Origin of the sequence: Sulfitobacter sp. 1A13353 (genome assembly GCF_043557255.1) — a bacterium.
GTDB classification, from domain to species: Bacteria; Pseudomonadota; Alphaproteobacteria; order Rhodobacterales; family Rhodobacteraceae; genus Sulfitobacter; species Sulfitobacter faviae.
The window spans coordinates 1-17,773 of the sequence record NZ_JBIFFS010000004.1 but is presented as its reverse complement, the minus strand read 5'-3'; the positions used below and the strand labels follow the sequence as shown (position 1 = coordinate 17,773).

Here is a 17,773-nt window from a genome sequence, read left to right as displayed (position 1 = left end):
ATCTTATTTTGCGAATAAATAAATTACAACAAAAAGCGAAGCGCAGTGCGTTTAACCAGATAAGGATTTTCCATGACCACCAGAACAATCAAGTCGGCCGACAAGACAGTATCTAAGTCCAAGACTGCCAGCCTTCGAACCTGTCAACATGATATGGGCCGGGCTGATGGATATCTATGGGAAGAGAGCATGGAGATGCCCAGCCCCACATCCGACTTCACTGTCGTCGAAAAGGGTTTCACCTGCAAAATCGACGCGGGCAAGGTCATGGCGGTTCGCACCATGGGCACCGATGGCACCATGTCTTGGAAAAAACTGTTCTTCCCTCGGGGTGGAACGATCTCTGGGCCGACCCAAGTCATCGATCTTGGCGGAATTTCCGATGCGGAAATGACCGCGAAAGCGCAGCACGCACAAGGCAGCAAATGCCTTAACGACTCTACCTCCGCTGTGGCGTTGTACTTGATTACATACACCTTCACCCTTCTCATGGTTGGCATCTATGAGCTTCACGTCAATGGACCTCGAATTGATGGCGGTTTCACCGTCGCCCATGTTCTGTTCTCGATGGTGTTCTCGTTGGGTCTTTTCATGGCAGGCAGCTACGCCTTCGGACGCACCAAGGATGTCGACCTTACGGAAACGAAGTCCAGCCAGTGGCTGACCAAGGCCCCAAACGAAACCTGAAGACATTTCCTAACCAGCAGCCCTGCATTCGTGGGGGTGCTTTCATCTCTATTAAGGCTTCCAAATGAAGATTTCCGGCAAACACATTCTCTATGCAGTTGGTCTGATCGCGCTTCCGGTCATGATGGTGCTCGCACCAATCGAAGATACCGCAAAAACAAGCCCGGTGGAGACATCTGCTCCCGCGGGTATGATTTCAGTGGCGCTCCCCGAAAACCTCACAAAAGAGGCCGTGATCGGCAAACGCGCCTTTGATGCTGCCTGTGCCAGTTGCCACGGCGCCAATGCCGCAGGCCAGGACGGGGTGGCACCGCCCCTGGTCCACAAAATCTATGAGCCTTCCCATCACGGCGATGCCTCCTTCCACCGGGCCGTACAGCAGGGCGTAAGAGCCCATCACTGGTCCTTCGGGGACATGCCCCCAGTGGAGGGCCTAACGCAGTCTGACGTGGATGCCATCGTCGCCTATGTGCGTGAACTGCAGCGCCACAACGGGATCGATTGAGCCCGATGGGCTATGCGAGACATCTGCAATGCTGAAAAGGTACCGGGAAGGCGCGCAGGGCCTCGAGCCCCATCCGCAGGGTGAGTTCGTGCGCATTGATGACGCAGCCCGTCATTTCCAGTGGCACGCCTTCAACCGGGTGCTCTTTTGGATCCATGCCCGCGAGGAACGTTTCTTCAGCCGCGGGCTCTTGCACCGGGAGTTGATCGACATGCGGCCGGCGCCTCTGGAAGAAGCCGATGTCTCTCCGGAAGTGCCAGCATTGGCGTCTGAGGATTGAGTCTTTGTATGATCGGATAGCCCGTAGGCGATATTTGCCTAATATCGCCTTAGAGCCATGAAGATCAGTATCGCCTGCCCTGAGCTGTGTGCCAATTGCGATACCCGCAGGCGCGGGCTACGGCGTCCAGACGCCCGATATGACCCAGATCTCCCCCACCGGAGAGTTGTGCCTTCAGCCTCTTGACGACGTTCCGCGCCTTGGCTGGGAGGACGTGCATTGGTTCATAGGTGAACTCATAGTCAGAGAGAACTGGAATGACCTTGCCATTTTGAACAAGGAACCCTTCGCCCTCGATGAGTTCCGGTAACGCTCCATCAAAATCTGTACTGTCGATGCCGCGCATGACAATCTCGGCATCCCCCTTCATTACAAGGTCCGCACTGAATTTACGCTCCTCGATGGATACGATCGCGCTCACCCCAGTGGTTCTGATCTGGGCGCGCAGATGCTGCATCAGTTTTGGAAGGTTGACGACATCAAGAACGAATCTATCGATGACGAAAATCATATTCTCATTGAGAAGCTGGATGACTTCCTCGATGAAAATTTGAACTTCTGAGATCCTTTCTGGGCAAGCTTTGGCAAGAACGGGAAGTCGAATGATGAGGTGTGGGTCATTTCGCTTCATGAGGCGTCTCAACTCGGCCACTTCTAAGGTCTTCTCGCGGATATCGAATACCTCACGTTCATCTTCGTGCCATCGGTAAGCCATATCAGGCAAAGTCGTTAGTGTGATGACCTGTGCGCCGGCGCGGCCAGCGCTTCGCGAAGCCGCATGTGTAAGCTCATGTTTCCCCGAGCCAGTACAGCCCGACACCCAAACAATCGGAGCGATGACCTCATATCTCACGCTTTTATCGAACCTGTTATTGATTCCGAAAAACGCGGAAGCATCATGCCACATAGCGGCTCGAACCGCGGCCTCGATCTTATCAGGGTTGGACGCGACGCGGCGCGCCGCCAGCTTCATGGCAGCATTGGAAAGGGCAAACTTGCCCTGATTGGTGGAAAACATCGTAAGCTCTCAATCTCGTCCAGTCGTTCTGGTCCCGGTGGGCGATCGGACGCATGAGTGCATCGATGGCAAGGTCTAAGGCTCATTGACCAGGTTGCGCGCGGGGAGACCCCGGGGACCGGCGGTTAGGCCTGAGCTATGGGGAGCCTAACAGATAGGCGGGGACTGTTGGAAAGATTACAGCAGCGATGAGCTACAATCCTGTGGATTAAATACAACCAGCACCGGCGTTTTCGCTTGATGATCAGGTCAGATAATCCCATCAATGAGCAGCACAGATACAGACAGGGTAACGCATTGAAATCCTCGGAACTCGCCAAGGCACTCATCTCTCATGCCGCCGCCTATCTGCCGGGCGACGAAGAGCTTGATATGGCAGCTGTACGCTCGACGGTTGTGAAGCTCGGGAAGGACCCTCTAGGCAAAGTGGCCCTGGACGCAGAGCTAAAGAGGGTGAACGACCCCGAAACCGTCACGCTGGTTAGGACTTTGATCCACCAGGTTGCGGTTGATATCGATGCGGAAGCAGGCGCAAACGCGGATAGCATCTCTGCTGCAGTGCAGCCGGCTCAGGCACTCTCGATCACCGTCACAGCTGGTACAGTGATTGGCTTCGCGGCAGGAACACTGGCTGTGAGCGCAGCGTTACCTATTGGACTCCTCGCGATCGGGGCCTTTATTGGCACCTCTTACTACAGAAAAAAGGTTGCGGGGCTAGAGAAGGCCTTGAAGCGCGAAGCCGCACTGGCAAAAGCGTTGCTGTGACCACATATACAATGGTAGCCTTGGCAAAGAAGAGGATGACAACATGATGACTCTTGAAGCTCTAATTACAATCTCGGGCATGTCTGCCAGTGCTGGAGCCTTCTATGTTGCCTGGCGCGCCCACAAGAATGCCTTCAAACCAACGGATCCTGATGAAGAGCTCGTCAAGCGCTTTGTAGAGAGCGCTCCGCTAGACCGATTGAAGAACATCACAACTGAGCCCGCCTAAACGGCATTGCTCCGGTGATACATGTTATGCGCCGTTCCGAGAGGGAAGGCGTTTCTCTTTTCATTGATGAGTTGTGGATAACTGGTTTTGCCATATTGGCTGATGTTCAGCCTCTTCTATCCTGCGATAAATGCTCTACGGATAGAATTCATCGTGCCTTCAACCCTTCACATCTGCCTCGATTGCGGGATCACCAACGAACTGTCGGATGACTTCCGAGGGCGCGCTGTATGCAAGACATGCGGCGGTCGCCTACATCTCAAGCAGAAGTCGCATCAAATCAAATCCAGAGAGTTCCGAAATAAGCGCTTGGATGCCAACCGAAGAAGAGCCAGGTCTGCGCCCCATCCAGATAGCCTCTACCACAACCCGCGTGCGAACCAGAGAAAACTCCGGAAGACGACCTACGGCCCGGCTCCGTCTGCACAGAAAGAAGCACGGCTCACGACCGCAGGCATTCTCCTGGTAGCGCTTATGACCTCACTCTTCATAATGGACCCCGGCCCTGGTGGCGGCGTCGCCAATGGTCGGTCCTTCTCTCTCCTGCCGGCACCACCGGTTCAGAACATCTATCCAGGTATCCAATGGAACGAGACAGGCAAACCACCTCTTGCCGAATTCAGAGTGATGTCCAATCCCGGTTCGAACTATCTCATCAAGCTTGAGGATGTTCGGTCCCCTGCTAGGTCGGTGGGGATCTACGTGAAGGGCGGTGAGAGCCTCGATGTCGCGGTACCTTCAGGGACCTACAAGCTAATCATCGCATCAGGTAAATCATGGCGTGGCCGCGAGCACCTCTTTGGGCCACGCGGCCTTACCGCAGTTTCACAGGGGAGGACGCTGATAGAGCTCGAGACCTATGGCATGCGCGCGACTGGCGGCATGCTCGATCTGCGTGGACGAATGGATGGCAACTTTCCGACAGACAGAACATCGCGCTCGAACTTCTGACAGTTAGATCAAATCAGAAGAACATGTGGATAACCTATTTTGCGACCTATGGAGCTCATCCCGCAGACCGTAATATCCCCAAAATGCTGCGATACTGGTGAACTGTATCCTACGGGACCTGTCGTGCAGCGCATAAGAAACGATTAGCAGGAAATACGACATGCTCGAAAGCACCCCCAGCGACGCCAAAATCATCAGCAAGATTTTATATTCGCTTGCACAGGCCGGCGTGTGCAATCAGCGAAGCGCTCTTTCGCTTGACGATCTTGGGCTCTGCGAAAAAGAGGCGGAAAGCTACCTAAGGTGCTGCAAATGGCTTCTCAAGGAAGGCATCATCAGATGTAGCCTTGTACCCACTAAGAAAAATCCGATGCTGGAGCCTGTCATTACGCTTAAAGGTCGTAGTGGCTTCCGGCACCTTATCAGAGGTGCATATAGGCTTGAGGAGGTCTTTGCCTCCTACCACAGGAATGAAGAGCACCCACGCGCCGCGGCGGATTTCGAAGATCACTTCTACGCGGCCTACAGCTGACCTGGTACCGCTCACCAACGCAGATCTGCACCTCGCTCCAGACGTCACAATGGTGTCTGTAATCGTTACAGGCCGCGAAAAAAGGGTGATCTATGTCACCGATAAAATATAGATACGCGCTCAGCCCGTCCGGTAGGTCGATCTCTATTGATCAAATCGATCCCAAAAGCCGCAAAGAGTATGGTGAACTTACTTGCTTTGGTTGTGGCAGCGAACTTCTACCCCGACTTGGCCCGAAGAACGTAAATCACTTCTATCACCGTAGTGATGGCAAAGGATGTGGAAGTGAAACTTACCTGCACAACATGACTAAAACTCGAATATACGAAATCTTGACAGAACGCCGGAATCTAGGTCTGAAAGTTGATGTGGAATTACCTTGGCAACAGCGCAAAATTTTTGTTGACGAAGATGGCATCGAGTTCAATAAAAACGCACGCCCAAAACTCGTACCTAAGTCTTACGAAATCCTGAATGCCTCCACTGAATTATACCTTGAGAAAAGGGTGAAACAGTTTGTACCTGATGTATTTGCAAAGAATTCTGAGGGATTGGATATCTTCATTGAGGTATACGTCACGCACCCGTGCAGTGATGAAAAGATATATTCCGGGATGCCAATTATTGAACTCAAAATCGAGTCTCAAGAGACAGCAGAGGTAGTTTTCAAACAAATCAATAATGGACGCTTGGAAGGGGTCATCTTCGGCTCGCCAAACACCTTGTTGAAGGGGATAAATTTCCCAATCGATGAGGTCAAGATAGTAAGCCAAGAACTGGCAGATAACTACCGTAAGAGGATCGAAAATGCAGCTCGGTTTCACGAGATGTATTCGAAAGAACACTCTCTTTCTAGCCCTCCTGAAACGGTAAACCAATATATCAACCCAGGTTTTAGAACTGCAGTTGATTATGGCCCGGACACACGGACGGATGAAGAAAAGGCTCGCGATGCCAGAGTCTGCAAAGCAATTGCAGAGGGTATGCGCACGGCAAGGGAAGCCGCTGCAAGTCGCGAAACGGAAGCCCTACGGTATGGCAGATACTGAGCACTACGTAGGCGGCCTCACATGCATCAGAACACCCAAGCCAGCATAAGCCAGAAGAACAGGAAGAAGAAAAAGAACCCCGGGATCATGAACTGAAGCTCGCCGATGAACCCGTCGCCCGAGAAGATGGCAAAGATGATCGAGATCAGTACGGAGACCACCATGGCCGCGATCGCCGCGGTCTTCAGGCCAATCCCTGTCTCGAACCCGGCCGACGCCTCCGCCAGAAAGTCTGGCGCCAGCGCTGTGACGCCCCAGACGGTAAGACCGGCCAGGAAGATCACCAGAACGACCAGTCCAAGCACCATCTTGGCGGCCTTTTGCTGTTCGTCGTGTTCACTCATGTGTCCGCTGCCCCGCGACCACGCTCCTTGATGTAATTGCGCACATCATTGGGGTCAGGCATGCCGTAGAGCTTGAACTCGGGCTCGTCACCGGTGGTATAAACCTCGATCGTGCCCACGCCGAACATGCGCTGCAGCAAGCCCTGGTCGACTTGAACAGTACGGATCTTGCGCAGATCGAGATCGGTGCGGCTTTTGCTGAGCAACCCGCGCTCGAGCTCGATGTCATCTCCGGTGATCCGAAGACGCACAGATTTGGTCTGGATGTACCAGTAGAGCAAGATCAAGATCCCGATGCCGAATGCCGGGATCAGCAAGATCGACAGAATAAACCCCAGGGGATGGTTTTTGAACATCGCCGGGTTCTCATCATAGGAAAAGGAAATACTGTCGTCTCTCATATTGGTCTCAATCTCAAATGCACGGCTCTAACCGTTGTGAATTTCTGACAAAAAACACCATATGCCTCCTCCAAGCAAGCGCCGTATCGATGAAGCGCGGGTGGATGATGAAAGCCCATGGTGACCATTATCCACATATATAGGGGCGCTCTGGACGAATTGCGAAAACAATTCCTTGTGCATCTTCCAACTGCGGTTAGCTTAACCCTGATATCAATCGAAAGCACAGATCCATGGCGAGACGCGGCAAACACGACAGGCGAAGGCCCGAAGAGAAGAAGTCGTCGGGGATCTATGGCTTTCTGGACACCATCGTAGAGGGTTTCCTCTCATTCTTCGACTGATCCGCATTCTGGATTTTCACCGATCTCTGTCACGCTGAACATGTCGCTGGTGCCATGCCGGCATCGGCCAGCTTCCAAAAGGAGCGCACCATGCTTGAACAGATGCTAGACGATAACGGCCAACCCTTTCCTGAGTTGTCGCAAAGCAATGCCCCCTCCCCTGCCGTAAAGATGGTCCCTGTCGAAGATGTCCTTGGTTTGATCTCTAGATATGAACTCTGGGTCATTCCGAAGGATGAGTTGGTAGCTGCGGTTCAGGAGCTTGCCGCGGCTTGAAAGCGATCTGAAAAGATGTGGACAAGTCCCATTGAGGGGTCGCACAGGCAACAGGAGCGCCTACTCTGGCATGGACCAGTGAGGATTATATGAAAAAAGAATTATTCATCTCAAAGCCCATCATCTTTTCCGGCAACGCCGTTGCTTTTGGGCACAATCAAATGCTTTCCGTGCGGAGCATCACAGCGGTATCGATCAAGAATAACACTCGAGATGAAATTCTGGTGGCCGGTGGAATGGGATTTTGTGCTACATTTGGCTCGTGGCTTGGGAATGGCGCCGGGGAAATGCTACTCGCCGCAGTCTTGTTCTTCATTGCAATGGCGTATGCTTGGAGCACCCGGCGCATGGAGGTGGCGATCCAATGTAGCTCGGGGAAAACATTGGTGCTGTACTACCTTCCAAATAAAGAAGGCATCGACCTGGCTGGTGGTGACTACGAGAGACTTTGCCTTGCGATGGCCGGAGACTCCTCAGTGCAGGGACAGTCAGAAGGTCTCGCGGAAGGCACCGCAAACGACGTTTCTTGTAAAACGCCTGCAAAATATGACGCGTTAATCGCAGACATGAAAAAGGGCGTCAAACAATGAGGGACGCTATGAGCCAGACCAAAGCGAAAAAGGTTGTTGTCGAAAAATACACGGTCACGCTGAATGAGAAGCAACTCATCGCAGTATCCGGCATCCTGTCGGTGTCCTTCAAAGAGCGCCGCCTGCAGCTACTGAATTTAATGTCGATCGGGTTTACACTGATCTCATCCGCAGCCTGGGCATTTGGCAGTGAGGTATTCGGTCTCCTGGAGGTCTTCGTGTCCATAGTATTGTGGAGCACTGTAAGAGACGCTCGGCAGTATTCAGTCCGCATCCAGACCGTTGACGGTCATAAATTCAAGGTCAAATATCCCTACAGTGAGGTTGGCCGCACGGAAGCTGTTGAGGCCTGCAGACAGATCAAAGAGGCGATGACGGCCGGTCCCGATGACAAAGCCGCCGAGCGCCAAACTGCCCCCATGACCATTGAAAAAGGGACCATCATTCACTGAGGGTCCCTTTGGTATTCCTTGGCAGGAAAGCTCGACGGTTAATGCGTTGCCCCATGCTCGGTGACCGCGCGACTTTCCATGGTTGTCGCAAAGGTGGTTTTCCCATCCGCGTTCTTGCCCAGCCCAGAGCGCCTTTTCGCGAAGTAGTTCGGAGAGACCCAGCGGGTGTTTTCTTTGATCGCGTTCTTCGAAGCGGTGCCGGCAGCCGCTTTGTCTTCGACATAGCTCGGGTTATGGCCTTCCATACCCTGCGCAAAGGCCGGGCCAGACACGGCCAAGAGGGTTGCTGCCAGGATTGCTGTTTTCGTCATCTTCATCAGGTGGTCCTATCTATCTGTTGCTTGTTGGGGTCAGGGATACCACATCGCACTATATCTTTGCGAAAAATCTTGCGTATAGCTTTCATCTATGCTGGAAATGATGTTGATCGTTTTCATGACGATCGCTCATGATGGTTCCATCATAGCAGCTCTGGCTTAACAGCGGGGCGCCCGACCCCTCGGCCAGCTACGGCGCGTCGGGGAACCTTACAAACCAAGGAGCCCACATGTCTGATACAAACGTCGATGCTGCTGCTGTTGCGCGACGCAATGAAGAGAAAGCAAAGCTCAAGGATGGTACCATCCAGCAGGGTATGCGCGACCGCCTCGATGGCGATGCGGCCTTCAGCTCCCGCGTCGAAAGCGCATGGGCGCAAGTCGCCCAGGCCGTTCATGAGCGCTCCCTTGAACAGGACCCCGCACCGAAAAATTTTGAGGTTCATCATGCGCTGGAAGTCTCGAAGGACGCCTTCTTGATCTGCTTGCATGAAACAGATGACATTGATCAGGCGCGCGAAGCCGGGATCAGCCGCACGGCACCGCCGGTTGTTGAGCAAGAGAACAAAGAAGATGGTGAGGCCTGTCCCGCCCCCTGATACCAACCAGAGATAGGACCTCATGATCGACTGGGAGGGGTCCTCCGCTGCCGCAGGGCAGTCCAACCGGAAGGGTAGATAGGCGAGAGCTGAAGAGAGTGTCGAGAGTGCCGGGGTGGAAACACCCTGGCGCATTCGTTTTGGGCGCATAGATCAGAATAGAAACAATCAGAGAATATCAAAATGACGGATCAGGCAGGCATGCATTTCATCACCACGTTAACCGATTTAAGTGCTGCGAATAACGAAGCGCCCCATCGCGACAGCCGCTGTGTCGGCTATTTGAAGGACAAGGATCAGGCTGTTCGGCTCATCGAGATGAACGCTGGCGACATCAACGAGGCCGGCACCTTCCCTCTGTGTGTTATCGAGACGATGGCAGAGGGCATCTACCCCATCGCGTCGCCGGTGGATTGGTTTGCTTGGGATGAGGCCAAGCAGGGCTATGCTCGGTTCGACGGTCCACCAGAGGATCTCCAAGGGGTCTGCGGCTTCAGCCTCGGCTGACCAGATTTCTGAACTTTTCCCCGAACCGATCCTGTGATTTTCCCGAGCTTGGTTTAGGCTGGTCAGACACCGACAAGAGGATTTACCGATGAGCAAATTGACATTCGTCTATGGCACCATGACCAGCGGCAAGACCACCGCACTTTTGCAGGAAGCCCATAACTTTCGACTGCATGGGCTGAATGCGCATCTGCTCACGGCGGCCGGCGATACGCGCTCCGGACGCGGTATGATCCGCTCTCGCATTGGGATCTCGGCCGAAGCCGATGTCTTTGGCCCCGGAGATGATCTTGCTCAACGTCTATCGGATCTCCACGCCCAGCAACCGATCGATGCTGTCTTCTGCGATGAAGCGCAGTTCCTGTCGCGCGACCAGGTCTGGCAGCTCTCGGATATTGTCGATGATCTTGGGATCCGGGTGGATTGCTTTGGCCTGCGATCTGATTTCCGCGGCGCGCTTTTTGAGGGATCCGCCGCCCTGATGGCACTGGCCGATGTGTTGACCGAGAACACCGGCGTCTGCGCCAGCGGCGCCAAGGCCATGATGGTGGCGCGTCTCGGGCCCGACGGAAGGGCCATGGTCGACGGTCCTCAGGTCATGGTTGGTGGTGAGGAAACCTATCTCGCCGTGTCTCGTGCGGCCTGGAAAGAACGGATCCGCGCATCCATGGGATCACCCGTTGCGGTGAAGATGGCCTGACGGGGTCACAATACCACATTGCGAAAATAAGTATCTGAACACCTTCCATTCTCAGATTAAGATTGTCATATATATTCCGTAAGGGAGGACATTTTTTGAAAAACACGGTGATCGAATACCGCTATCAGGATGGCTCAAACAATAAGGCCTTCAAGGAAGAGATCTTTGCTGGCCCAGTGGATGAAGCGTCGAGCGCGCGCATCACAGCCGCCCTCGTCCCCTCCGATGATCCCGATGAGATCGGTAATTTCGTGCCTGGTCAGGTGGGTCTGCAAGACCTTCAAAATGCTTTCTATGAGCGCCACATGCTGCTCGCCAAAGCCATGGGCAGTGATAACCTACCCCAAGACGCAGACCCCGCAGCGCGCGCTGCCGCAGAGCGTTTTGATGCGTTGCGCGACAGCATGTCGGAAGTCAAACCCATTTGGTGGCCCGATGATCACCCGCTGCACACGATTGTGCGCGTGGAGGGTACGGATAAGACCCCGACAGTGGAGAAGACGATCGCTGAATTCATCGAGGAACTCGAGGCAACCGAATGGGATGGCTCCTATACCCCGCCCTTCTATGACGAGATGATCGCAAACTACGATGATTTCATCGCCCTAGAGTCCCCAGACGAGGCTCTCGATACGTAGACTGCCTGGCAGGGCGCGCTCAATGACATCGTCACTCAGGTGAGGTCGCGCCACCTCGCATAAATTTCTCACTGAACTATCTTTTGCGAAAAAAAGCACCACATAATAATATGAAGTGGAGGACGGAACTTGAAAAACACGGCGCTCATATACCGTTATCATGACGGCTCGAAGAACAAAGTTCACAGCCAGGCGGTTTTTGCCGGCCTTATGCCTGCATCAGATCTTGGACGGGTCAGTGGCGCCCTTCTGCACAGCTACGATAATGATGGCTTGGGGGATTTCATTCCGGGCCAGGTTGGATTGGTGGACCTTCAGAACGCGCTGCATGATGATTTCGTCGCACTTGCTGAAGCCATGGGCAGCGCCGGTCTGGATCCTGATGCTGAAGCGGCGGACCGGTCAGCTGCGGAACCCTTCGATGAATTGCGCGAAAGCTTGCTGAAGACAAAACCCATGTGGGGTCCCGATGACCACCCCTTTCACACGCTGGTCAGTGTCGAGCATACAGATGCTCCAGTAACTGCCCATAAGACCATTGACGCGTTCATCGAGGAGCTCGAGGTCATTGTATGGGACAGTTCATACAAGCCGCCTTTCTATGATGAAATGATCAAGAACTACGATCTACATGTGGCCCAGCAATAACCCGAAGAGTCCCACGATCTGTGAGGGCCCTTGATCGTATTGGCATGAATGCACTCGGGGCCCGCCCTATGGTACGATCCTGATTGGGGACTGTCGTACGACGACTCAACCAGCTCAAGGTTATAGGTCGGATGGTTCGTGTCGCTGAGTTTCCGGATGAGGGCATGGAGCTGTAAGCCCGCGTAGCTTCTTTCTGATGGTTGCTTGGGACCAGTCCTGAAGGGCGATTGCTTCATCCGCATCAAATCCCAGATCTGCAAAAACGTTTCCGTCAGAGGGTGTGATGTGTGTCGGATCGCTTGGCTGCGTCATGCTGCTCTCCATGTTTACATCCTATCGCCTGGTGCTGGCGCCACTCACGAAGGACCGTCGCAAGCCGCTTCAGCGGGCTCAAGGGCATAGGTCGAAAGATTCTCTTCGCTGACGGTATCGCCACGCTCGAAAGCACGGATGCAGATCTCGCGATGAGCTTCCTGGCGGCGCTCGTATTCGGATCTGGAAAACACATCAGGCTGATTTCTCATGAACTGGTTCAGGTCACGCTCCTCATTCAAAACAAGGAAGTGGACGCCCACTGCGTTGTCGCTGAGGCAGTGCTCGCGCCCTGCGCAGCAAATGCCGGCAGCGGAACCGTCCTCGGCATCAAGCGCAAAGAGGATCCTGCCAGCTTTGAGGTACTGGATACCATCTTTTTCATCGAGGAGTTCCGTGAACTCATCGTCTGTCTTGTTGTAGCGACGCGTCAGTGTGTGCAGGATCTTTTCAGCTGCCTGTCGCATATGCACCGGAGTTTCACGAAAGTTCTCGACATCGGCGCCATCAAGAGTGTGATTGCGCACCCATTGATCGAAAGTGCCTTCAGTGGCTTTTATGCGGTTACTCGACATGGTCATCTCCAATTTTGTTGGTTGAAGAATAGGACCGGCCTCTGAAAACATTTAGACCTTTATCGCTCAATTGTCCCGCGGGACGAGCTGTGGAGATGATACTCAGGCACTTATTTTCGCAAAGCCTTCGATTATCAGCGGTCTGGCACTGGTAACCACTGAGCGCATGTGCGAAAAACAACAAAAGCCTTTCATTACTCATATGTATAGTTGGCCCAGATAATTGAGGATAACGAGATATGACACGCCATGCCGACCCCGCGTACCGCTTTGACGAAGCCACAGGACAGCTCTTCTTCACCAGTGGCAATGCAAAGACCATCGTCGGGGATATCGACCTGGCAATGGTCTGGACCTCAGACGAGGATGGTAACGGCTGCCTGCACAAACATGGCCGCAAGGAATTCATTGAGGAGAGAGCGGCGCTGCTCCGCACGATCGATGAAACCACCAAAACTGTGGCGATCCCTTGGGAAGCCCTCAGCCATCCTGAAGCGGGGCCGAAGATCATCGAAGAAGTGAACAAATGCCTTTCGATTTCCGGTCGCGTCTCAAAGATCGAGGCGTTTCTCCAGGAGATTGCAGAAATGCACGAAATCGAGGCTTTCCCACGCGCGACCCCTGAGCAAACTGTGGAGATGACACCATGAAGCCCCTTTCCAGTGTTCTGCGCAGTATCACCCTGACATTTGGTCTGGCTCTCACCCAGATCTCTCTTCCCGCTGGCCCGGCCGAAGCGGCTATGGTCAAACAATCCAACTCTGGCATCTGCCATGATGAAGACTCTGCATGGTATGGGCGCACCAAAAACTTCACGGCCTACGGTTCGATGTCCGAATGCATGGGGTCAGGTCGCGCATATAAGGGCTATTCAGGCGCCACACAGGCGATGTCGAAACCCCCTGCCCCACAAGGGCAGCGCACAGGCGTCAGCACTGCCTATGATCGCGATCTCTATGATCACTGGATCGATGAGGATGGCGATTGCCAGAATGCCCGCCACGAGCTTCTGCAAGAGCTTTCGACAGGTCGCGTTACCCTGTCCAGTTCCGGTTGCACCGTGGTTCAAGGCCGTTGGATTGATCCCTATACCAACCAGATTTTCACCCGCGCCCGCGACATGGACATCGACCATATGGTGCCGCTGGCTTGGGCCCACGCCCATGGCGCTGACAAATGGGATCACGAGACCCGCCGCCGCTTTGCCAATGACCCGGTGAACCTATTTGCCGTTGAGGCTTCGGCCAACCGTTCCAAGGGTGCTAAGGGACCGCTTGAATGGCTGCCACCGAACGCTGGGTTTCATTGCGAATATGTCACGCGCTTCCATCGTATCGTGCTGACCTATAAGCTTCAGTATAGCGATTACGAGCGTCAGCAAATCGATGCCATGCGCGTGCAGCTTTGCGAATAACATCAATATAGGCAGAAAAATGAACGCCATGCACAAAACCCTCATTGTCCTCTCGGCACTGGACCGTAGCGATAAAGACTTCGATGCGAAGTTTGCCGCCCTGCAAGATACCGCGCGCAGCGTTGTTGCAGCGCTGACCGGTCCACAGGACGAAAAGAAGGTCTATGCCGCAGGCCCAATGGGATGCATTGAGACCCGCGACTTCACCCTGGGTCCTGCCCCGGCAATCTGGGAGCTTGGTGAGATCCCTGATGGGCATATCATCGCTTCCATGACATCTGGTGGTAAGATCCTAGACCGCGCAGTGGTAATCGATGGTGTCGCCAATTGGACATATCTGATCGAGCAGGAACGCCGCGCGGCTGCCGATTACTTTTATGAAGATGATGCCGAGCTTGGCGATGTCGTCGACGATAGCGGCTGGCGCACCGATGGTGACAACAGCATGTCAAAGACGGTCTTTTGCGATGAGGGCGGCGAAGACAGTGTGAAGCGCACCCTCTCGCTTGTCTTTGCGCCCAAGAGTGCGGTCATCACAAGCGCCCTCTTCGATGGCGAAGAGCTGGCCTTGCCTGAGCAACAGACTAACGCCGACATCCCGGAGCTTTGATTATGGGCCAGCGGCAATATTTCAGCAACTGCGTCAGCTGGCCCAAGGTCTGTGAAGAGCACTTTGGCGCACCCTATGCCGATGCGCTGGATCTGCTGATCGAGAATGGCGAGAGCATCACGCTGGAGAGGTTCCGGTCCGAGCTGGACCCCGAAGCTTATCATGATCTGCTCGCAATGCTGAACTATGCCCAGCCCGAAGAGGAAGGGCTGCATATCGAAGATGACTATCACGTCGCCTTTAAGCGCGAGCCTTCGACCGGTCTTGTCTATGCGGTCCACTCCGCGATCGAATATGTCTTCGCGACACCCAATGAAATCGAAGAACTACAGGAGGGAGCAATGAGCAACGACCTCGCAGATACCCCTGAAGCCTTGGTGCTCGTACATGCAGGATCGCTATGCGGATCGGCACGTATGTTCATCGGAAAACAAGAGGCGGACGGCGCACGCCAAACTGTGCTCCAGGAGGTTGCTGACCATCGCGGACCGCTCATTGTCATCGATGGGTTTCTCTCAGACGAATTGTCCTCGCATGAGCAAGCCTTGATCGATGAGGCTCTTGCTGAGAACGCGGCTTCAGGACATCTGGCACTGCGCCTCTGGGGTTGTGACGCGGGTGAGAGCCCCTACCCCTCCTGGGCACCCTTTGGCGCTTCTATGGAGGGCGCAGTGTTTGAGGGGCAGGAGGAGGCCGCCACAGCCATTGCGCCGCGTCTTGCAGACCACCGCATCCTCGTCACCGGTGCCTGGGCTACAGAAGACCTCAGCACAGGCTGTGCGAGCTCAGTATTGGTCGCCCTGCGCGAAGCGCTGGGTAGCGCGGCCGAGATCGAGCACTCAGATCATGTGGTCTATGAGCCTGATCCCTCGCTGGATGATGATTGCGAAAACGACGAACCAGAGATTTAAGGAGTGCCTGATAATGGGCTATGTACGATCATTCGGGCGTCATTTGGATAACACAGAACGAGATGCCAAGCGCAGAGCCATGCGCGAGCTAGAAGAAATCATCATTGGACTTCCCGATAAGCCAGGCAATCATCGCCGGAATATCGCGCTGGATCACTTGGCAAAGACTAAAATGAAGGTGATGTCAGATACTGCCGGCACCCCCGCCGCGCATCCCGACCAGATCAAGAAGTGGATCGCCACTGGCCATGAGCGTGTCTTGAGGAATGCTCGTGCTTTCCTGCGCAGGGAGGTTGATTTGATTGTCGAGAAGCGTGTTGGGGCGCCCTTATCATTTGAAAGATTAGCATTGCTGCATATCACCAAACGGCTAACGAGAGAGGGTCCGATTGATGTACATTCTGAACTACATTCTGCGGCTCAAGACGTTCGAATGGACATGATGTCAGATCTGGGAACGAGCAAAATCTCAAAGCCCTACCTCATCGAGATGCTTCTGAGAGAAGTTTGTGGGCTGGATGGCATTCCAGAGACGCGAGGGGCTGAAGCAGGTGATGAGACAGCCGCCATTGATATGGCGCACTGCTTGTTGGAAGGCATTAACCTCGAACAAGAAGCATACCGTGCAGCCTACGCGAAAAGGCACACCACCACCGAACCTACGCTTTAGAATTGGAGACCTAATGTCCTTTCGACGCCACATCATGAATACAGCCAGGAACGCCAAGCGCGACGCGCTGCGCAGGATCATGAAGACAATGAGCTCCATCCCGGATGGTGCAGCAGATGGTGCCCGCGATGCGGCGCTTCATCAGCTTGATACCTCGCATTGGTTGATCATGTCCGACACGGCCGGCACACCCGCAGCCAAACCTGATATGGTCAGAGCCTGGGTTGATCGCGGCCCTGAACGCGTTTTGAAGGACGCGCGGGATTTCCTTATCCGCGAGTCTGACATGGCCCTTGGTCAGGGTGACTTCGGCGCCAAGGTCTTTGCCGAACGTGCTTTGGTGCAGATCTCCAAATGCCTCAACAAGAGCGACGTGGAAGACGTCCATGTTGAACTGAACCAGGCCGCTGAATTTTTGCATGAAGACATTAAGCGGATCCTATCCACCCATGACGTCGCCTCAGCAGATACGATCGTCATTCCACTGCGCGAGCTTTGTGGTCTCGATGGTCAGCCTGATGCGCGCGGCAAGGATGCCGGTGACCCGGATGCTGCAACCCTCGTCGCGCAAACCATCACCGAAGGGCTTCGCCTTGAAGCTGAGGTTCGGGAATTGGCCCGCATTGCTGAAGTCGAGGATCTGCCTGAACCCGGGTAATGGCAGATCCAGCCAGCCCTCAGTATTTGAAGCTCTTCGTTCCGGAGGCTGCATCGCTCTCCATCTGAATGCAGCCATCGAGAAGCATGTATGAACCACCGCCGAAGGAGGCGACTTCATCGCAGTAGCCTCTCATTTGAGCGCTGAATCCTGACCAGCGTGCCTTCAGCATATTGTAGGCCGTCTGCTCTTGGTCGATACAGCCGTTATAGATCATTGATGACCCACCGCTGAAGTCGGAGACTTCCTGGCAGTAGCTCTCGACGTTGTACCGAGGCATCGATTGGGCGTGAGCTGCTGTTGCGCCCATGGCGGTGGCGACGAGAAGTGCTGAGAATGAAAATCCGTGCATAAGAAGTCCTCTAAGTATCAAATCCAAGAAGCATATCGTGGTTGTCTTGTCATGTGTTTCGTCTATCCATTTCTCAAAATCGCATGACACATTTGAGCATGAGGTTGCCAATAATCTTATTGATAGCCGTGACAGTAAGCGGTCTTCAGATACCCATATTGAGCGGTGGAGCTGGTTTATTGGGGAAAACAGTCCGATCTGAACCGCTGTAAGTCCATCAGTGATTTCTTACTGCTACGCTGTTGTCATATAAAACGCCACGGAATAGCATCATGAAACTCACAACCAAACTGGGCATCGCCGCCCGGAATCGAGCCATCTCCCTCATCGAGGGCGTGCTCTACCTCGTCATCGCTCTCACAGTCATCGTCGGCGGGATCGTGTTTTTCCAGCAGTCGCAGCTTTCCAATGCCGTGACCGACACCGCCCGCGCCGCGGT

28 protein-coding genes are annotated in these 17,773 nt (G+C 54.1%); 22 read left to right on the top strand and 6 right to left on the bottom strand.

From position 1 onward, the window contains the following. The first annotated feature begins 72 nt into the window (after positions 1-72). The 3 genes from ACGYLO_RS10580 to ACGYLO_RS10570 all read left to right on the top strand — a co-directional run bounded on the left by ACGYLO_RS10580 (position 73) and on the right by ACGYLO_RS10570 (position 1,472). Complete coding sequence (locus tag ACGYLO_RS10580; protein WP_394376430.1) at positions 73-687, top strand: hypothetical protein; 615 nt, start codon at positions 73-75, stop codon at positions 685-687. A gap of 64 nt (positions 688-751) precedes the next feature. Further along, positions 752-1,192, top strand: coding sequence for a c-type cytochrome (locus ACGYLO_RS10575; RefSeq protein ID WP_394376429.1), 441 nt, complete (start codon positions 752-754; stop codon positions 1,190-1,192). 28 nt (positions 1,193-1,220) lie between these two features. Further along, on the top strand, positions 1,221-1,472 hold the full coding sequence (locus ACGYLO_RS10570) for a hypothetical protein (protein WP_394376428.1): 252 nt from the start codon (positions 1,221-1,223) through the stop codon (positions 1,470-1,472). Positions 1,473-1,536: 64 nt separating this feature from the next. Here ACGYLO_RS10570 and ACGYLO_RS10565 read toward each other — a convergent pair whose 3' ends face one another. Then, positions 1,537-2,490: a hypothetical protein gene (locus ACGYLO_RS10565; protein WP_394376427.1), complete on the bottom strand. Its 954-nt coding sequence runs from the start codon at positions 2,488-2,490 to the stop codon at positions 1,537-1,539. A gap of 297 nt (positions 2,491-2,787) precedes the next feature. Between ACGYLO_RS10565 and ACGYLO_RS10560 the strand changes: the two genes are divergently transcribed. From ACGYLO_RS10560 to ACGYLO_RS10540, 5 genes are all read left to right on the top strand, one after another. Beyond that, entirely contained in the window at positions 2,788-3,255 is a 468-nt protein-coding gene (locus ACGYLO_RS10560; protein WP_394376426.1) for a hypothetical protein, read from the top strand. A gap of 43 nt (positions 3,256-3,298) precedes the next feature. Beyond that, positions 3,299-3,484 (top strand): hypothetical protein, encoded by a 186-nt coding sequence (locus ACGYLO_RS10555; RefSeq protein WP_394376425.1) that lies wholly within the window; start codon positions 3,299-3,301, stop codon positions 3,482-3,484. Between the two features lie 474 nt (positions 3,485-3,958). After that, entirely contained in the window at positions 3,959-4,435 is a 477-nt protein-coding gene (locus ACGYLO_RS10550) for a hypothetical protein (protein WP_394376424.1), read from the top strand. 160 nt (positions 4,436-4,595) lie between these two features. After that, a complete protein-coding gene (locus ACGYLO_RS10545) occupies positions 4,596-4,967 on the top strand; it encodes a hypothetical protein (protein ID WP_394376423.1) in 372 nt (123 codons plus the stop codon). A gap of 92 nt (positions 4,968-5,059) precedes the next feature. Beyond that, positions 5,060-6,016: a hypothetical protein gene (locus ACGYLO_RS10540; RefSeq protein WP_394376422.1), complete on the top strand. Its 957-nt coding sequence runs from the start codon at positions 5,060-5,062 to the stop codon at positions 6,014-6,016. A gap of 26 nt (positions 6,017-6,042) precedes the next feature. On the opposite strand, the gene ACGYLO_RS10535 is transcribed toward ACGYLO_RS10540, so the two are convergent. Together ACGYLO_RS10535 and ACGYLO_RS10530 are read right to left on the bottom strand one after the other, a co-directional pair. Continuing rightward, positions 6,043-6,360 carry a hypothetical protein gene (locus ACGYLO_RS10535; RefSeq protein WP_394376421.1) on the bottom strand — a complete coding sequence of 106 codons (318 nt, stop codon included), beginning with the start codon at positions 6,358-6,360 and terminating at the stop codon, positions 6,043-6,045. Further along, a complete protein-coding gene (locus ACGYLO_RS10530; protein ID WP_394376420.1) occupies positions 6,357-6,761 on the bottom strand; it encodes a PH domain-containing protein in 405 nt (134 codons plus the stop codon). The genes ACGYLO_RS10535 and ACGYLO_RS10530 overlap by 4 nt, the downstream gene beginning before the upstream one ends. A 434-nt stretch (positions 6,762-7,195) precedes the next feature. On the opposite strand from ACGYLO_RS10530, the gene ACGYLO_RS10525 reads away from it, so the two are divergent. The 3 genes from ACGYLO_RS10525 (at position 7,196) to ACGYLO_RS10515 (ending at position 8,423) form a co-directional block, all read left to right on the top strand. Continuing rightward, the gene (locus ACGYLO_RS10525) at positions 7,196-7,381 is read left to right on the top strand and encodes a hypothetical protein (RefSeq protein ID WP_394376419.1); all 186 of its coding nucleotides are present in this window, start codon (positions 7,196-7,198) and stop codon (positions 7,379-7,381) included. 89 nt (positions 7,382-7,470) lie between these two features. Beyond that, entirely contained in the window at positions 7,471-7,971 is a 501-nt protein-coding gene (locus tag ACGYLO_RS10520) for a hypothetical protein (protein ID WP_394376418.1), read from the top strand. A gap of 8 nt (positions 7,972-7,979) precedes the next feature. Continuing rightward, entirely contained in the window at positions 7,980-8,423 is a 444-nt protein-coding gene (locus tag ACGYLO_RS10515; RefSeq protein ID WP_394376417.1) for a hypothetical protein, read from the top strand. A gap of 38 nt (positions 8,424-8,461) precedes the next feature. Here ACGYLO_RS10515 and ACGYLO_RS10510 read toward each other — a convergent pair whose 3' ends face one another. Next, positions 8,462-8,740, bottom strand: a complete 279-nt coding sequence (locus tag ACGYLO_RS10510; protein WP_394376416.1) for a hypothetical protein — start codon at positions 8,738-8,740, stop codon at positions 8,462-8,464. 230 nt (positions 8,741-8,970) lie between these two features. On the opposite strand from ACGYLO_RS10510, the gene ACGYLO_RS10505 reads away from it, so the two are divergent. The 5 genes from ACGYLO_RS10505 (at position 8,971) to ACGYLO_RS10485 (ending at position 11,832) form a co-directional block, all read left to right on the top strand. Continuing rightward, the gene (locus ACGYLO_RS10505) at positions 8,971-9,339 is read left to right on the top strand and encodes a hypothetical protein (protein WP_394376415.1); all 369 of its coding nucleotides are present in this window, start codon (positions 8,971-8,973) and stop codon (positions 9,337-9,339) included. A gap of 183 nt (positions 9,340-9,522) precedes the next feature. After that, the gene (locus ACGYLO_RS10500; RefSeq protein WP_394376414.1) at positions 9,523-9,846 is read left to right on the top strand and encodes a hypothetical protein; all 324 of its coding nucleotides are present in this window, start codon (positions 9,523-9,525) and stop codon (positions 9,844-9,846) included. Between the two features lie 88 nt (positions 9,847-9,934). Then, positions 9,935-10,546, top strand: a complete 612-nt coding sequence (locus tag ACGYLO_RS10495) for a thymidine kinase (RefSeq protein WP_394376413.1) — start codon at positions 9,935-9,937, stop codon at positions 10,544-10,546. A gap of 95 nt (positions 10,547-10,641) precedes the next feature. Continuing rightward, on the top strand, positions 10,642-11,184 hold the full coding sequence (locus ACGYLO_RS10490) for a hypothetical protein (RefSeq protein WP_394376412.1): 543 nt from the start codon (positions 10,642-10,644) through the stop codon (positions 11,182-11,184). A 129-nt stretch (positions 11,185-11,313) separates the two neighbouring features. After that, complete coding sequence (locus tag ACGYLO_RS10485; RefSeq protein ID WP_394376411.1) at positions 11,314-11,832, top strand: hypothetical protein; 519 nt, start codon at positions 11,314-11,316, stop codon at positions 11,830-11,832. Between the two features lie 356 nt (positions 11,833-12,188). Here the strand turns inward: ACGYLO_RS10485 and ACGYLO_RS10480 are convergent, their stop codons facing one another. Then, positions 12,189-12,719, bottom strand: a complete 531-nt coding sequence (locus tag ACGYLO_RS10480) for a hypothetical protein (RefSeq protein WP_394376410.1) — start codon at positions 12,717-12,719, stop codon at positions 12,189-12,191. A 239-nt stretch (positions 12,720-12,958) separates the two neighbouring features. On the opposite strand from ACGYLO_RS10480, the gene ACGYLO_RS10475 reads away from it, so the two are divergent. From ACGYLO_RS10475 to ACGYLO_RS10450, 6 genes are read left to right on the top strand one after another with little or no spacing between them, the layout of a single operon-like run. Then, entirely contained in the window at positions 12,959-13,369 is a 411-nt protein-coding gene (locus ACGYLO_RS10475) for a hypothetical protein (RefSeq protein WP_394376409.1), read from the top strand. Continuing rightward, entirely contained in the window at positions 13,366-14,133 is a 768-nt protein-coding gene (locus tag ACGYLO_RS10470) for an HNH endonuclease family protein (protein WP_394376408.1), read from the top strand. The genes ACGYLO_RS10475 and ACGYLO_RS10470 overlap by 4 nt, the downstream gene beginning before the upstream one ends. Positions 14,134-14,161: 28 nt before the next feature. After that, positions 14,162-14,743, top strand: a complete 582-nt coding sequence (locus ACGYLO_RS10465; RefSeq protein WP_394376407.1) for a hypothetical protein — start codon at positions 14,162-14,164, stop codon at positions 14,741-14,743. Positions 14,744-14,745: 2 nt separating this feature from the next. Further along, complete coding sequence (locus ACGYLO_RS10460; protein WP_394376406.1) at positions 14,746-15,654, top strand: hypothetical protein; 909 nt, start codon at positions 14,746-14,748, stop codon at positions 15,652-15,654. Between the two features lie 13 nt (positions 15,655-15,667). Further along, positions 15,668-16,324, top strand: coding sequence for a hypothetical protein (locus ACGYLO_RS10455; protein WP_394376405.1), 657 nt, complete (start codon positions 15,668-15,670; stop codon positions 16,322-16,324). 13 nt (positions 16,325-16,337) lie between these two features. Further along, positions 16,338-16,982, top strand: coding sequence for a hypothetical protein (locus ACGYLO_RS10450; protein WP_394376404.1), 645 nt, complete (start codon positions 16,338-16,340; stop codon positions 16,980-16,982). A gap of 19 nt (positions 16,983-17,001) precedes the next feature. On the opposite strand, the gene ACGYLO_RS10445 is transcribed toward ACGYLO_RS10450, so the two are convergent. After that, positions 17,002-17,334, bottom strand: a complete 333-nt coding sequence (locus tag ACGYLO_RS10445; RefSeq protein ID WP_394376403.1) for a hypothetical protein — start codon at positions 17,332-17,334, stop codon at positions 17,002-17,004. Between the last annotated feature and the right edge of the window lie 439 nt (positions 17,335-17,773).

What these genes read in the sequence shown, in the direction of transcription:
- ACGYLO_RS10580 (WP_394376430.1), top strand. Translation starts at nt 73, where the DNA reads ATGACCACCAGAACAATCAAGTCGGCCGACAAGACAGTATCTAAGTCC.
- ACGYLO_RS10575 (WP_394376429.1), top strand. Translation starts at nt 752, where the DNA reads ATGAAGATTTCCGGCAAACACATTCTCTATGCAGTTGGTCTGATCGCG.
- ACGYLO_RS10570 (WP_394376428.1), top strand. Translation starts at nt 1,221, where the DNA reads ATGCTGAAAAGGTACCGGGAAGGCGCGCAGGGCCTCGAGCCCCATCCG.
- ACGYLO_RS10565 (WP_394376427.1), bottom strand. Translation starts at nt 2,490, where the DNA reads ATGTTTTCCACCAATCAGGGCAAGTTTGCCCTTTCCAATGCTGCCATG.
- ACGYLO_RS10555 (WP_394376425.1), top strand. Translation starts at nt 3,299, where the DNA reads ATGATGACTCTTGAAGCTCTAATTACAATCTCGGGCATGTCTGCCAGT.
- ACGYLO_RS10550 (WP_394376424.1), top strand. Translation starts at nt 3,959, where the DNA reads ATGACCTCACTCTTCATAATGGACCCCGGCCCTGGTGGCGGCGTCGCC.
- ACGYLO_RS10545 (WP_394376423.1), top strand. Translation starts at nt 4,596, where the DNA reads ATGCTCGAAAGCACCCCCAGCGACGCCAAAATCATCAGCAAGATTTTA.
- ACGYLO_RS10540 (WP_394376422.1), top strand. Translation starts at nt 5,060, where the DNA reads ATGTCACCGATAAAATATAGATACGCGCTCAGCCCGTCCGGTAGGTCG.
- ACGYLO_RS10535 (WP_394376421.1), bottom strand. Translation starts at nt 6,360, where the DNA reads ATGAGTGAACACGACGAACAGCAAAAGGCCGCCAAGATGGTGCTTGGA.
- ACGYLO_RS10530 (WP_394376420.1), bottom strand. Translation starts at nt 6,761, where the DNA reads ATGAGAGACGACAGTATTTCCTTTTCCTATGATGAGAACCCGGCGATG.
- ACGYLO_RS10525 (WP_394376419.1), top strand. Translation starts at nt 7,196, where the DNA reads ATGCTTGAACAGATGCTAGACGATAACGGCCAACCCTTTCCTGAGTTG.
- ACGYLO_RS10520 (WP_394376418.1), top strand. Translation starts at nt 7,471, where the DNA reads ATGAAAAAAGAATTATTCATCTCAAAGCCCATCATCTTTTCCGGCAAC.
- ACGYLO_RS10515 (WP_394376417.1), top strand. Translation starts at nt 7,980, where the DNA reads ATGAGCCAGACCAAAGCGAAAAAGGTTGTTGTCGAAAAATACACGGTC.
- ACGYLO_RS10510 (WP_394376416.1), bottom strand. Translation starts at nt 8,740, where the DNA reads ATGAAGATGACGAAAACAGCAATCCTGGCAGCAACCCTCTTGGCCGTG.
- ACGYLO_RS10505 (WP_394376415.1), top strand. Translation starts at nt 8,971, where the DNA reads ATGTCTGATACAAACGTCGATGCTGCTGCTGTTGCGCGACGCAATGAA.
- ACGYLO_RS10500 (WP_394376414.1), top strand. Translation starts at nt 9,523, where the DNA reads ATGACGGATCAGGCAGGCATGCATTTCATCACCACGTTAACCGATTTA.
- ACGYLO_RS10495 (WP_394376413.1), top strand. Translation starts at nt 9,935, where the DNA reads ATGAGCAAATTGACATTCGTCTATGGCACCATGACCAGCGGCAAGACC.
- ACGYLO_RS10480 (WP_394376410.1), bottom strand. Translation starts at nt 12,719, where the DNA reads ATGTCGAGTAACCGCATAAAAGCCACTGAAGGCACTTTCGATCAATGG.
- ACGYLO_RS10475 (WP_394376409.1), top strand. Translation starts at nt 12,959, where the DNA reads ATGACACGCCATGCCGACCCCGCGTACCGCTTTGACGAAGCCACAGGA.
- ACGYLO_RS10470 (WP_394376408.1), top strand. Translation starts at nt 13,366, where the DNA reads ATGAAGCCCCTTTCCAGTGTTCTGCGCAGTATCACCCTGACATTTGGT.
- ACGYLO_RS10465 (WP_394376407.1), top strand. Translation starts at nt 14,162, where the DNA reads ATGCACAAAACCCTCATTGTCCTCTCGGCACTGGACCGTAGCGATAAA.
- ACGYLO_RS10460 (WP_394376406.1), top strand. Translation starts at nt 14,746, where the DNA reads ATGGGCCAGCGGCAATATTTCAGCAACTGCGTCAGCTGGCCCAAGGTC.
- ACGYLO_RS10455 (WP_394376405.1), top strand. Translation starts at nt 15,668, where the DNA reads ATGGGCTATGTACGATCATTCGGGCGTCATTTGGATAACACAGAACGA.
- ACGYLO_RS10450 (WP_394376404.1), top strand. Translation starts at nt 16,338, where the DNA reads ATGTCCTTTCGACGCCACATCATGAATACAGCCAGGAACGCCAAGCGC.
- ACGYLO_RS10445 (WP_394376403.1), bottom strand. Translation starts at nt 17,334, where the DNA reads ATGCACGGATTTTCATTCTCAGCACTTCTCGTCGCCACCGCCATGGGC.